Raw genomic sequence first — 13,448 nt, forward strand, 5'->3', positions numbered from 1 at the left:
GGGTTGTTGCCGCATCGGGTGCCGACAATCCTGCCCGGGGACCCACTAGGCCCCGCGCTCCCATCCGGGGAATCGCTCCTTGAGCCGATCCACCGTGTGGGCCCACTTCGGATCGCGCGGCTGCACGACGATGTTCTGGTTGCCGAAGAGACCGGGCTCGTTGAAAGCGGCAGTCCCCACCGGCACCGTGTCGAGCCAGGTCACGGCGACGAAGTACTCGGTCGCGTCTCCCTCCTCCGGCCCGAACCACTCATGCCCGGTGATCACGGAGAACCGGCGCGATCCCTCACTCGTCCGGACCTCGAAGTCCGCGAAGGGAACGGGGGGCCTATCCACCTGCGCGACTCCCAGATAGCCGACGCCGGGGGCGTGGACCCAGATCCGGGCGCCCACGGGGAGACGGGCAAGAGCACGGCTGTACAGGCGTCCTGACGGGCTTTCGCCACCGGCGCTGACGAAGCCGTACCTGAACGCTTCATCCCACGGTCGACCCCCGTACGCGACGTACCACTCGCCGTTCCAGTCGACCTTGCTCCGTCTGATCTCCTGCTCTGCCTGTTCCTTGTTGCGAACCCTGACCTGGTAGTCCTCGGCCCCCTTGAAGGGGATCACCTGCAGAAAGTCGAGCAGGACACGGTCGTCGAGCCGGTGCACAGCGAGGCGAATCGCAGTGATGTCGACGCCCTTCGCGCTGAGCCACATGATGGCCGAGGTGACTTCCAGCGAGAAGTCCTCGGAGACGAGAACTATGCGGACGTCTCGGCCGAACTCCTCCTCGGGATCTTCGGCGTCGATGTGCTGCAGGATGCGCTCGCGCGCCTCCTCCATCCCCGTGACCTCGCCGGTGGACGAGAGGAAGCGCGCGAAGGCTCGTGCAGCCTGGTCGAGAGTCACCGTCGACACCATCGCGGCGTATCGGACCGCCTGGAGCTCCATGTGCTCACCCGTGGTGCCGCGCTTCAGCTCGACCACCACGAGGTTTCCCCGACGGTCGACGGCGAGGAGATCGATGCGCCGTTTGGAGTCGGCCCAGTCGGCGAACTCCTCGGCGATGACCATCAGGTCGCTGGCGCCGTCGACCTCGTGCAGGTGCCGTCGCAGGAACGACTGGAGATGTCGGCGCTCCCACAGCTGTTCCGCGGCGAGGGACGTCTGGACGAGAGGCATCAGGCCGCCGGGCTGGACCTCGAAGATCGGCACGTGTCTCCTCTGGGTATCGACTCGGAAACGGCTTCTGGAAACGTAGGGCGACGCTGCGGCCCCTAGAGCTGCCGGTCCCCGACAGCGTCCGGCGACGCAGCAGACGAGGCAGACTCCTGAGCCGCTGCATACGCGACGAGGAGCTCTGTGGACAACCTGCCCCGCACCCCCACATCGAACCCGTGCACTCGCGCCCACGCACGAACGACGGCGGGCTCGACGCGTGGCCCGCTCGCCGGGACCGGCTCCATCTGGGTAGACCGGTCGGAGGGTGCTTCCGCTCGTGGCGACGAGCGGATTGAGACCGCCGGAGCCTGCACGCGGGGTACGGCGGGCTGGAGGTGCTCCAACAGGACGGAGTAGAGCGCAGGGTCCACTGTCCGGGTGCCGAGCTGGCGAGCCTTTGCCGCCTTGATCCCGTCGACGGAGCCGTCGCTGACGAGCATCGCGGTGCGTGCAGAGACAGAGCTGATGACGCGCACCCCCACCTTCTCGGATCGATCCTCGAGGCGATCGCGCTCGTGGTCGTCGCATCCGGTGAACACGACCTTGTCGCCGACTCGCAGCGGCGTCCCGTGCTCCCAGTCGGGAGGTAGCTCCCTCAAACCGGTCGAAAGTCGTTCGACCCGTGCTCGCTCGGCTGCGTCGAGGACTGTGGCGACGACACCCGCCTCGACACGCAGCATCGCGGCCACGGCGTGCAGCTCAGCCCGCTCGGCGCGAGTGACCTTCCCGTCTGTGAGCGCCTCGTGCGCCAGCGCCGCGACGAACGCGCGGTGTGCGGCGCCGACCTGCTCCTCCGTCAGGTCCTGGGTGGTGGCGACGGCCCCGAGGTCCTCACTCTCCTGTGTGCTCAGCTCTCCGTCCTCGAGCACCTCCGCAAGCTTCTCCAGGTAGGCCAGCGCGCCCTCGGGCGCACCCTCGTCGAGAGCGTCTCCGAGGGAGAACCTGTCGACCAGGGCGGCCGGCTCGTTCGTGGCAGCCCGTGCCGCCCACGTCGCTCGCACCCGCGCAGGCACGACCGGACCGCGCCGATCCGTCGCGGTCTGTCCGGACGGACCGGTCGGCCACGAGACGGCCCGTCCCTGGCGGGGGAGGTCGAGGTGCTGCGGCAACGGCGCGGTCGCGGACCCGGGGTGCATGAAGGCGGCGAGCAGCGACGCCGTGGCTCGGGCGTCTCCGAGGGCCGAGTGAGCCCCGACGACCTGGTGCCCCACCGCCCAGCAACAGTCGGCCAGGCGCCGACGGTCCAGGTGCGGCAGGTAGTGCTGGGACGCCGTCAGGGTGCACAGCGCGGGCAGGATCGGCAGGGCCCACCCCGCGCGGACGTACTCGCCTCGGAGGAAGGCCAGGTCGAACTGTGCGTGATGCGCGGCGACCGCCACCCCGGCAAGACGCTGGTTGAGCTCGCCGATGACGTCAGGGAACGTCGGCGCATCCCGGACGTCGTCCTGGCTGATGCCATGGATGTGGCTGGCCCCAACAGGACCCTGCGGATTGATCCGCGTCGACCATTCGTCTTGGACGCGGCCGCGGACGTCCGTGGTCACGACGGCGATCTCGACGATCCGGTGCTGATGCGGATCCAGCCCGGTGGTCTCGACGTCGAGCACCGCGAAGGCCGGCTGAGCCGCGTCGGACCTCAGCGGGACCTGCGGACGAGCGCTCTCACCGGACGAAGGTCGCATCGGCTCAGTGGCCGGTTCGCGTCGAGAACGGAACAGGTCCAGCAAGCCCACGTGGCATTCCCCCTGCTAGGTACGGACCGCACATCCTGCCACCGCCCGCCCCACGCGGTATCCATCATCCGAGCAGATGGGAGAGGACGAGTGCGACGGTGGCCAGAGATCGTCATGGTCAGGAGGACGGCGCGCAACCTCCCTCACGGCGCGGATGCATCCCCGATGCCGGGGAGGAACCGCGTCGTCACCCTGGCGACGCGGATGCTCCGGCGCGACGTCCGGGCTCAGCCGGTGAACTTGTCGCGGGTGCGGCGCATGTCCTGCTCGTCGGCCTCGTGCGACGCCTCGAGGGTCGGCGCGGCGCCGCCCAGGCGAGCCGGCAGGTAGACGAGCTCGTCGCCGGTCAGGGTCGGGTAGGCCGCCTGCTGCACGTCGAGCTGCGCCTGCATCGCCACCTTGACCCGCTCGGTCGCGGCGGTGACGTTCTCGCGGCGCTCGAGGGTGATCGGCTCGCCGACGGCGATGTGCACGGGGATGCCGGCGCGACCGAGGCGCTTGGGGTGGTCCTTCGTCCAGACCCGGTGCCCGCCCCAGATCGTCGTCGGCAGCACCGGCACGCCGGCCACCTGGGCCATCTTCACCGCGCCCGGCTTGAACTCCTTGAGCTCGAACGAGCGCGACATCGTGGCCTCCGGGAAGACCCCGACGATCTCGCCCGCCTTGAGCGCGGCCACGGCCAGCCGGAAGGCGTCGCCGCCGTTGTGCCGGTCGACGGGGATGTGGTGCATCCCGCGCATGAGCGGCCCGGCGACGCCGTGGGTGAAGATCGACTTCTTGGCCATGAACCGCACGTACCGGCGGTGCGGCCACGCCGGCAGGCCGGCGTACATGAAGTCGAGGTAGGACGTGTGGTTGATCGCCATGACGGCGCCACCCGTCCGGGGCACGTTCTCCTCACCGGTGATGGTGAAGCGGGTGCCCTGGAGGAAGAACAGGGTCTTGGCCGCGTGGATGACGGGGCGGTACACGGGCTCCATGCGGGCAGCCTAGGTCAGCGGTGGCGCGGAGGCTGCCACGCGGTCTGGAACACCTGGTCGCCGAGGTCCCGCGAGACGATGCGCGCGCGGCCGGGCGGCTGCGGCGACGCCTTGACGCGACCGATGAGCATCCCCTCGTCCGGGCTGCCCGAGAGCAGGATCCCGGGGCTGCCGAGGTCGCGGATGCTCTGGAGCACCGGCTCGAAGAGCGCCCGCGAGGCGCCACCGCTGCGGCGGGTGACGACGAGGTGCAGGCCCACGTCGCCGGCCTGCGCGAGCAGCGGCACGAGCGGGCGCAGCGGCGAGCCGGACGAGGTGACGACGAGGTCGTAGTCGTCGACGAGGAAGTAGACCTCGGCGCCGGACCACCACGAGCGGGCGCGCAGCTGCTCGGGCGTGACGTCCGGGCCGGGCAGGCGGGTGCGGAGGAACTCCGTGATGCCCTCGACGGCCGCGACCGTCTGCTCCTCGGTCGTCAGGTACTCGCCGACGTGCGCCTCGGGCAGCTCGCCGAGCAGGCCGCGGCGGTAGTCGACGACGAAGAGCTTCGCCTCGTCCGGGGTGTGCAGGCGCGCGACCTCGTGGGCGACGGTGCGCAGGAAGGCGGTCTTGCCGCTGTCGCCGTCGCCGAGGAGGTAGACGTGCGGCTCCTCGGCGAGGTCGAGGCCGATGGGGGCGAGGTTGGCCTCGTCGACGCCGAGCAGGAGCCGGCGCTCGTCCGGGCCGGCGAGCCCGCGCACGGCCTCGAGGGTGATCTCCTCGGGCAGCAGGCGCAGCTTCGGGCCGCGCGGACCCTGCCAGGCGGCGTTGACGCGGGTCACGAGGTCCTCGACGCCGTCGCCGAGGTCGTCGACACTGCCGCGGTCGTCGATCCGGGGGACGGCCCCCAGGAAGTGGTGCTTGGTCATCGTCAGGCCGCGGCCGGGGCGCCCCTTGGGCACGTTGGCGGCGACGCGCCGGTCGACCTCGGAGTCGGTCGGGTCGCCGAGGCGCAGCTCGACGCGGGTGCCGAGGACGTCGCGGATCTGGTTGCGGAAGTCCATCCACCGCGAGGTCGTGAGGACGACGTGGACGCCGAAGGTCAGGCCACGGCCCGCGAGCTCGGTGATCTGCCCCTCGAGCTCGTCGAACTCGGCGCGCACGGTCGGCCAGCCGTCGACGACGAGGAAGACGTCGCCGTAGCCGTCGTCGACTCGGCCCTCGGCCCGCCGGCGCCGGTAGGTCTCGATGGAGTCGATGCCCTGCGCGCGGAAGTAGGCCTCGCGGGCGTCGACGATGCCGCGGATCTCGGCGACGAGACGCCGCACGACCTCGGGCTCGCTGCGGTTGGCGACCCCGGCGACGTGGGCGAGCTTGGCCATCGGCGTGAACGTGCCGCCGCCGAAGTCGAGGACGTAGACCTGGCTCTCGAGCGGGGTCGTCGTCAGGGCGATGGCGGTGACGAGCGTGCGGGCGAACGTCGAGCGGCCCGAGCGCGGCCCGCCGACGACGGCGACGTGGCCGCCGGCCCCGCCGAGGCGCAGGACGAAGAGCTCGCGGCGCTGCTCGAGCGGACGGTCGACGATGCCGACGGGCAGCACGTAGTCGCCGCGGCTGCGCCACGACGGGCTCGTGAGGCCGAGCGCCGGGTCCTCGCGCAGGTCGCCGAACAGCTGGTCCATCGAGCTCGGGACGTCGAGCGGCGGCAGCCACACCTGGTGGGCGGGGCGGCCGTGGCCCTTCATCCGCGAGACGGCGATGTCGAAGACGGCCCGCTCCTCGGCGGTCTCCTGCGGGGCGGGGGCCGCGGCCTCGACCGGGGCGCGCCGGCCCGCGGCGACGGTGGCGAGGGTGTACGGGAGGATCTCGGACGACCCGGAGCCGCCGGTCTCGCTCGTGGCGCGGCGCCGACGGCCCTTCGGCGGCCCGGACACGTAGGCGGCCTTGAACTTGGTCAGGGTCGTCTGGTCCGGCTTGAGGTAGCCCAGGCCCGGGACGGGCGGCAGCTCGTACGCGTCGGGGACGCCGATGACGGTGCGGGACTCGCCGGCCGAGAACGTGCGCAGGCCGATCCGGTAGGACAGGTGCGACTCGAGGCCGCGCAGGCGCCCCTCCTCGAGACGCTGCGACGAGAGCAGCAGGTGCATCGACAGGGAGCGGCCGAGGCGGCCGATGGCGACGAAGAGGTCCGCGAACTCGGGCTTGGCGGCGAGCAGCTCCGAGAACTCGTCGGCGACGATGAGCAGCGCGGGCAGCGGCTCGAGGTCGGCGCCGCCGGCGCGGGCGCGCTCGTAGTCGGTGACGTTGGCGAAGTTGCCGGCCGAGCGCAGGAGCTCCTGGCGGCGGGTCATCTCGCCCTGGAGCGCGTCCTGCATGCGCTCGACGAGCGTGAGCTCCTGGCCGAGGTTGGTGATGACCGCCGAGACGTGCGGCATGTCGGCCATCCCGGCGAAGGTCGCGCCACCCTTGAAGTCGACGAGGACGAAGTTGAGGGACTCCGGCGAGTGCGTCATCGCGAGCGCGAGGACGAGCGTGCGCAGGAGCTCGGACTTGCCGGAGCCGGTGGCCCCGATGACGAGGCCGTGCGGGCCCATGCCCTGCTGCGCCGACTCCTTGATGTCGAGCGCGACGGGAAGACCCCTCTCGTCGACGCCGATCGGCACGCGGAGGCGGTCGCGCTGCAGCCGGGCCCGCCACGCGGTGTCGACGTCGAAGTCGCGGACGTCGCCGGTGCCGAGCAGGTCGACGAGCTCGGTGGAGGCGCTCAGCGCGTCGCGGGCCTCGGGCTCGTCGGCGGTGTAGCGCGGGGCCAGGCGGCGGGCGGCCGCCTCCGCGCGGGTCGTCGAGACCTGGTCCGCGACACCGTGGGCCACGCCGCGGGCGAGGCTGATGACCTCGAGCGGCGCGGTGCCGGCGCGCGGCCCGCTCGTCGTGCGCGGGCCGACGGCCAGGCGCAGCGTCGTCCCGGAGTCGAGCTCGCCCCACTGCTCGGGCAGGTCGAGGACGGTGACGCCGAGGACGCCGTCGGGCGTGACGACGGGGTTGCCGGGCGGCACGTGCCCGCCGTCGACGACGAGGAGGACGTGCGGCAGGGCGCCCCGCTCGCTCGGGCCGAAGCGCGGGCGCTCGACGATCTCCTGCGGCAGCAGCGGCAGGAGATCGTGCACCGACTCCCCGACGAGGCGGACCGGCCCGACCGCGTCGTGCTCGCGCGGGCTGAGGGCGTGGGGCAGCCACTTGAGCCACTCCCACTCGGCGCGCGCCTCCCGCGAGACGAGGGCGGCGATGACCAGGTCCTCGGGGGCGTGCTGCATCGCCGCCTGGAGGACGAGCGAGCGGGCGAGGGAGCGCGCGGGGTCGGCGTCCCCCGTCACCTCGACGTGCGGCCACGCGCGCAGCGCCGCCGAGGCGGGCAGGCCGGGCTGGACGCGGTGGGTCGAGAGGAGGCGGTGCAGCGCCGACGCGGCGACGGGGTCGAGCTGGGCGAGCGGCGGGGTCTCCGGCGGCTCGAGCTCGAGGCAGAGCGGCTGGGACGTCGTGCCCATCCGGACCTGGAGGAAGTCGACGTCGGAGGCCTGGCGCTCCCAGACGCGGGTGCCCTCCGCCGCGATGACCGGCAGCGCGGCGGGGTCCGGGTAGTCCCAGAGGGCCGCCTCGCGCTGGCGGGCCGCGGCGTCGCGGATGGTGCCGCGGACCTCCTGGAGGTACGCGAGGTACTCGCGGCGCGCGGCGAGGACGCCGGCCGAGTGCTGCTGGCGCTGGCGCAGGCCGCTCGCGAGGACGAAGCCGACGCTGGCGACGAGGAACATCCCGGCGGTGAGCCAGGCTCGGGCGCCCTGCTGCGACAGCGCGACGAAGCCGATCGAGCCCAGCGACCCGAGCATCGGCACGGCCTGCATGAGCAGGCCGCTGGCGCCCTCGGACGGGGTGATCTCGGGGGGTGGCTGGAGCACGAGGCGCCCCGAGGGGACCTCCGGTGCCTGCTCTCGCGTGCCGCTGCGTGCGGGCACCGACATGCTGCTTCCCCTCCCGTGGTGCTTCTGGCGCTCGGCCTACCGTACCCGTGGATACTGTTCCCCGCGGGGAGTGGCCCGGACCGGGCCGGATCGAGTGCGGGAGAACGACGGGAGGGCCCGATGGACGGGACGACGCAGCAGCTGACGCTCGTCGCGGACGAGCGCAGCTACGACCTCGTCGTCCCCGTCGGCACCCGCGTCAGCGAGGTCCTCTCGGTCCTCGGCATCTCCTCGAGCGCGACGCCCAGCTCGGTCGCGACGGCTGCCGGCCACGTGCTCGGGCCGCAGGACCGGATCTCCGGCGACCTGCCCGCCGGCGCCGTCCTCACCGTCGTACGGACCACGACCCACGCGGTGCACCGGGGCGTCGTCAGCCTCGACCGCTCGTCCGCGGCACCCGGCGCCCGGCCGTCGGCCCCCGCGTGGGCCGGCGGGTCGCGCTCACCGTCGGTCGCGACCGCCGACCCCGGGCTCTCGCTCGTCGACGACGCCACCCAGCGCCGCGACGCCGTCGACGACGTCGACGCCACCGTCAGCCGCTCCGCCCTGCACCACCCGCGCCGCCGCCGGCGCAGCCCCGCCCGGCGCGCGGCCCGGCGGGCGTCCGACCTCGGCCCGGTGCTCGTCGCGGCCAGCGCGCTCGTCGCCCTCGTCGCCGCGGCCCTCGCGCTCGTCGCCCCCGCGGGTTCCACGGACCAGCTGCTCGACGCCGTCGTCGTGCGCTGGGCCGCGAGCGGCGTGCTGCTCGCGGCTGCCGTGGCCGCCGTCCTCCTCACCGCCCGCCACCGCAGCGGCGCCGGGCTGGTCCGGCTCGTCGGGGCCCCCGCGCTGGCCGGGGCCGCGGGCCTGCTCGTGCCGCTCTCGCCCTCGCCGTCGAGGGTCGCCGTCGCCGTCACGGTGGCGGCCGCGCTCGGGGCCGTCGTCCTCGCCCTCGCGTCGTCCGACGGCTCCCCCGCGGACCGCGCCGAGCGGACGGCCCTCGCCTGTCTCGGCGGGCTCGCCGCGCTCGTCGCCGGGACCGTCCTCGCCGAGCAGCCGGTCACGGTCGCCGCCGCCCTCGTCGTCGGGCTCGTACCGGTCGTCGTCCGCGCGCTGCCGAGCGCCAGCCTCGACGTCGACCAGACCCAGCTCATCGACACCGACCGCCTCTCGACGACCGTCTGGTCGGTCCGCGAGCGGCACGCCACGCGTCGCCGCCGGGTCACCGCCACCGACGTCCGCGACCGCGTCGCCCAGGCCCGCTCGGTGGTGTCGGTCGGCACCACCTACCTCGGCGCCCTTGCGGCGGTCGCCGGATGGGTCGTCGCCCTCACCCCACCGCTCTCGACCCTCGCGCCGTGGGCGCGCTGGGCGCTCCTCCTCGCCTCGGCCGCGGCCCTCGGCTACCAGGCGCGCCACGTGCGCGACCGGACGGCCCGCGCCGCGATGCTCGCCACCTCGGCCTCGCTGGCGCTCTCGACGTCGGTCGCCGTCGTCGACTGGGACGGCGGCTGGCGGTGGGGCGTCGTCGCGGGCGCGGTCGTCCTCGGCGTCGCCGCGATCGTCGGTGCGGTCGCCCTCTCCGGCGGCTGGGCCTCGACCCGGCTCTCCCGCGGCGCCGACCGCCTCGAGGGGCTCGCGGTCGTCCTCGCCCTGCCGCTCGCGGTGCTCGCCGGCGGCCTCGTCGAGGCCCTGCGGCGTTTCACCTCCGGCTGACCGGCCCGACCTCGCCCCGCCGCCCCGACCTCGCGCGGCCGCCCTGACCTCGCCCCGCCGACCCGCCACGACACCCCGGCCAGGTGAGATGACACCGGCAGGGCGAGATGACACCGGCACGCGCGAGCGCCCCTCCCCCGGGCGGGGAAGGGGCGCTCGCGTCGAGGCGTCCGGTGCGGCCGGTGTGGAGACGTCAGCGCCACACGGGCGGCGTGGCGTCGTCCTCGCCCTCGAACCAGGTCTCCTCGTCCTCGTGCGTCAGGTGGTCGACGTCCTGGGCCTGCTCGTCGCGGGACCGACGTCCACCGCGCCCCCCGGAGGCCGCACCGACGGCGCCCTTGGCGCCCGCGCCGCGACCGCCGCTCTCGCCGACCTTCGGCACCCCGTACTTCCCGGTGCTGCGCGACCCGGAGACCCCGGCCGCGCCGCGGCCGGCCCCGGCGCCGCGCGCACCACCGCGCGCGGCGGCTCCCTGCCCCCCGGGTGCGACGGTCGAGCGCCCGGCCGCGCCGGTCGCCCCGCGACCCGCTGCCCCGGTGGCTCCGCGGCCCGCGGCCGCGGTGCTGCCGGCCACCAGGCCGGGGCGTCCGGCGGCACCGGCCGCGCCGAACGCGCCGCCGCCCATCCGCCCGAGCACGCCCTTGCCGAGCAGCGCGGCCCCGCCCATGAGGGCTCCGCCACCGACCGCGCCGGCGCCGCCGAGGCCTCCGGCGCCGCCCGAGGCCGAACCACCGGCGGGCGACGTGCCCGCCCAGCCGGTGCTGCCGGGACCACCCGGCGTCACCGAGCCCGTGGTGCCACCGTCGAGGTGGACCGGGGTCGGCGTCGGGCTCACGGGGCTCACCGGGGTCGGCGGCCCGACCGGCGGGGTGGTCGTGGGTGGCGTGGTCGTGGGGGGAGTCGTCGTCGGCGGCGGGTTCTCGACGACCGGCTCCTCGACCCAGCCGGTCGGGTGGTTCACGTGGAAGACGCCGCCACCGCCGCCACCGCCCGAGGGCGCGACGTACGACCCACCGCTCGGGCCGCCGCCGGACGGGTACCCACCGCCGCCACGGCTCCCCCCGGAGGACCCGGGGTCGATGGTCACCGAGTCCTTCGCCTCGACCGGCATCTCCTTGGCCGCCGTGCCGATGTCACCGCTGAAGGCGGCAAGGACGGTCGCGGACTGCTGCTCGCGCTGCTCGCGCTGCGCGGCGACGGCCGCGTCGAAGCCCGCCTGGTCGAAGACCTTGCCGTCGGGCGCGGGCTGACCGCCCTGACGTGCCTGGGTGCGCTCGTAGGACGAGCGGTCGACGTCGGTCGAGATCGTGCGCACCGTGTTCTGGTAGGCCTGACGCGCCGTGTCCGCGGCGTCGGCCGCCTTGGTCAGCCCCCGCTTGATGCCGGTGATCTCCTCGGACCGCGCGTCGAGCTGCGCCGCGAGCTGGTGCAGCGTCGCGTAGGCCCCGTCGGCCGCCGGGCCGGTCCACGGTCGGTCCGCGCCCTGGAGCTTCGTGATGACCGAGCGCACCTCGGTCGCGAGGTTGCTCACCGTGTCGGCGGTCGTGCCCCAGTCGTCGGCGGTCATCCGCACGAGGACCGTGGAGAAGCCGTAGATGTCGTAGAGCCTGCGTTCGTTGGGTCCGGCATCGGCCGGCAGCGCCGGGTTGCTCGGGCCCTCGTCAGGAATGACCATCAGTGGTTCCTCCCCTCGGCGCCCGCGGCGCCGTCCGTCGTCGTGGTGCTGGTCGTGGTGACAGAGGTGGTCGGTACGGGTGACGTTCCCGCGGCCGCACGGCGTCCGCGCAGCACGAGTCCACCTCCGGCGAGGAGCAGGAGCACGAGCCCCACGGCGCCGAGGAGGAGCCAGGGCGGACCGCTCCCGCCGTCGTCCCGGACGGCCGGGGCCGCCTGGGGCGCAGGCGTGCCGGACTGCGTCACGCCGGCGGTCGGAGACGCCGACGGGCTCGCGGAGCCCGTCGGGGTCGGCGCCGGCAGGCTCATGAACGTCGCGACCTGCTGCGCCGTCGGCTCCTCGTTCTTGCCCTGGCGGACGAACGGGTTGTCCTTCGGCAGCGCCGAGGGGTCGACCTGCACGGCGTCGGCCGGGTCGAAGATCCCCCATCCGAACGCCGGGTTGGCGGTCCGGACCGTGGGGAGGTCGGACCCGCTGCGCCGGAACCAGGTCTCGTAGCCGCTGCCGCTCTTCTTCTCGCGCAGCCCCACGTTGTCCTTGACCGCGTGGAGGATCTGCCCGGCGCTGGCGCCCGGGTGGGCGGACCGCATCGCTGCGATGCCGCCGGCGACGATCGCCGTGGCGATCGACGACCCCGAGACGATGGTGTCGCTGTGCCAGCCGGTGCCGTCGTAGCTCCCGGCCATGACCTCCTTGGCGGGAGCCGCGAGTGCGATGGCGTTGCTCCTCCGCGCGCCGAACTCCGGGATCTGCCCGGCCGAGTCGACGCCCACCACCGCGAGCACCCCGTTGGCCAACCCCGGGTACTGCACGCCGCTCCGGTCGTTGGGAGTGCCCGCCACGACGATCGCGTCGGCGCGGTAGGCGTTGAGGACGGAGTCGATGAGCTCCGGGTCGTACCCCGCGATGAGGCTGATGCTGATGACGTCGGCGCCGTCGGAGGCGGCGCGGTCGATCGCCCGCGCGATGCCCTCGTCGACGTCGTCCGCGCCGTCGACCAGCGGGCAGGTGGCCTTGTCCTCGTCGTTCCGGTACATCGCGGCGTAGTGCCGGATCGTCGCGTCGGGCGCGATGCCGCGGATCCCGCGCCCTCCCGGTCCCGTCCCCTCCCCCGAGCCGGCGATGAGCGCCGCCATGCTCGTGGCGTGCTCGGCGGGCTTGCCCGTGGCGGACGGCGAGCGGAGCGGAGAGCCGAAGCGGGCCCCCGTGCAGAAGCTCCGGCTGGAGACGACCTTCCCGCGCAGCTCGGGGACGTCGGCGTCGATGGGCCCGTCGATGACGGCGACCGTGACGCCCTTCCCCGTGCCACGGCGGTTGAGCTCGTCGACGCCCATCGCCGAGCGCCACCACTCACCGGGGGACGCGGCCGCCGAGAGGCGGTACGGTGCGCCGGCGGTCGTCCCGGCCGTCGCGGGCACGGCTGCGACACCGCTCGCCGCAGCCACGAGGGCCGCGGCGACGACGGTGCGACGCAGGTGGGCTCGACGCATCAGCCGACGTCCATGCCGCTGGAGGGCGGCGGGGTGGACGGCGCGGCGCTGCCGCTCGACGGTCCGGAGGGGGTGCTGCTGGGTGCCCCGTCCGTGCCGGTGTCGACACCGGGGTCCGCGGGGTCGGCGGGCGCCGGCGTGGCCTCGGCGATGCGCACCTGCGCCGCGCCGCCCTCGACCGCGGCCTCGTCCTGCGCGGCCTGCTCGGTCTGCTGCGTGGACGCGAAGCCGTCGCCGCCGGCCCAGCGGGCCTGGAGGGTCTGGAAGGCGTCGCCGGAGGCCTCGTCGCGCTCGCGGATCTCGGCGCCGGCCTGGGCCAGCGCCTGCGCGGCGGCGGTGAGGTCGTCGCGGATGCCGCGCAGCGTGGCCTCGTAGATGTGGGCCGCGGCCGTGTAGACGGTCGCGAAGTCCTGCGCCTCCGGGATCTCCCCGAAGGTCGAGCGCGAGGCGACGGTGTACTCCACCGTCCTCAGCGCGTCGTGGGTCGAGCTCGTCCAGTCCTGCTCGTAGTCCAGCCCGAGCGTCTGCAGGATGCTCGGGTACTGGATGGGTCCAGCGCCCGGTCCGCCGTCGTCGAGTCGTGGCACGTCGTCTCCTCGGTCCGTTCCGTCACGGGCGCCTCGCCCCCGTCGTCCTCCCCGTCACGCCGCGGTGCCGGTGCCTCCCGAGGAGGC

8 protein-coding genes are annotated in these 13,448 nt (G+C 74.3%); 1 reads left to right on the top strand and 7 read right to left on the bottom strand.

Translation table 11 applies throughout. From position 1 onward, the window contains the following. Positions 1-45: 45 nt before the first annotated feature. From HL663_RS16235 to eccCa, 4 genes are all read right to left on the bottom strand, one after another. Positions 46-1,200 (bottom strand): DUF8606 domain-containing protein, encoded by a 1,155-nt coding sequence (locus HL663_RS16235; protein WP_173029334.1) that lies wholly within the window; start codon positions 1,198-1,200, stop codon positions 46-48. A 62-nt stretch (positions 1,201-1,262) separates the two neighbouring features. Further along, a complete protein-coding gene (locus tag HL663_RS16240; protein WP_173029335.1) occupies positions 1,263-2,813 on the bottom strand; it encodes an exonuclease domain-containing protein in 1,551 nt (516 codons plus the stop codon). 353 nt (positions 2,814-3,166) lie between these two features. Further along, positions 3,167-3,919 (bottom strand): lysophospholipid acyltransferase family protein, encoded by a 753-nt coding sequence (locus tag HL663_RS16245; RefSeq protein ID WP_173029336.1) that lies wholly within the window; start codon positions 3,917-3,919, stop codon positions 3,167-3,169. A gap of 14 nt (positions 3,920-3,933) precedes the next feature. After that, entirely contained in the window at positions 3,934-7,914 is a 3,981-nt protein-coding gene (gene eccCa, locus HL663_RS16250) for a type VII secretion protein EccCa (protein ID WP_173029337.1), read from the bottom strand. Between the two features lie 120 nt (positions 7,915-8,034). On the opposite strand from eccCa, the gene HL663_RS16255 reads away from it, so the two are divergent. Continuing rightward, positions 8,035-9,609 carry a hypothetical protein gene (locus HL663_RS16255; RefSeq protein WP_173029338.1) on the top strand — a complete coding sequence of 525 codons (1,575 nt, stop codon included), beginning with the start codon at positions 8,035-8,037 and terminating at the stop codon, positions 9,607-9,609. A 193-nt stretch (positions 9,610-9,802) separates the two neighbouring features. Here HL663_RS16255 and HL663_RS16260 read toward each other — a convergent pair whose 3' ends face one another. Genes HL663_RS16260 through HL663_RS16270 form a run of 3 tightly spaced genes read right to left on the bottom strand, consistent with a single transcriptional unit; the run spans position 9,803 to position 13,361 of the window. Continuing rightward, positions 9,803-11,284 (bottom strand): hypothetical protein, encoded by a 1,482-nt coding sequence (locus HL663_RS16260; RefSeq protein WP_173029339.1) that lies wholly within the window; start codon positions 11,282-11,284, stop codon positions 9,803-9,805. Further along, positions 11,284-12,774 carry a S8 family peptidase gene (locus tag HL663_RS16265; protein WP_173029340.1) on the bottom strand — a complete coding sequence of 497 codons (1,491 nt, stop codon included), beginning with the start codon at positions 12,772-12,774 and terminating at the stop codon, positions 11,284-11,286. The genes HL663_RS16260 and HL663_RS16265 overlap by 1 nt, the downstream gene beginning before the upstream one ends. After that, entirely contained in the window at positions 12,774-13,361 is a 588-nt protein-coding gene (locus HL663_RS16270; RefSeq protein WP_173029341.1) for a hypothetical protein, read from the bottom strand. Before HL663_RS16270 ends, HL663_RS16265 begins: the two co-directional genes overlap by 1 nt. Positions 13,362-13,448 lie beyond the last annotated feature (87 nt).

The sequence above is a fragment of the Arthrobacter sp. NEB 688 genome, from assembly GCF_013201035.1.
Taxonomy (GTDB): Bacteria; Actinomycetota; Actinomycetes; order Actinomycetales; family Dermatophilaceae; genus Phycicoccus.

Bases quoted from the DNA above. Each gene is read 5' to 3' on its own strand.
- HL663_RS16245 (WP_173029336.1), bottom strand. From the start codon at position 3,919: ATGGAGCCCGTGTACCGCCCCGTCATCCACGCGGCCAAGACCCTGTTC.
- eccCa (WP_173029337.1), bottom strand. From the start codon at position 7,914: ATGTCGGTGCCCGCACGCAGCGGCACGCGAGAGCAGGCACCGGAGGTC.
- HL663_RS16255 (WP_173029338.1), top strand. From the start codon at position 8,035: ATGGACGGGACGACGCAGCAGCTGACGCTCGTCGCGGACGAGCGCAGC.
- HL663_RS16260 (WP_173029339.1), bottom strand. From the start codon at position 11,284: ATGGTCATTCCTGACGAGGGCCCGAGCAACCCGGCGCTGCCGGCCGAT.
- HL663_RS16265 (WP_173029340.1), bottom strand. From the start codon at position 12,774: ATGCGTCGAGCCCACCTGCGTCGCACCGTCGTCGCCGCGGCCCTCGTG.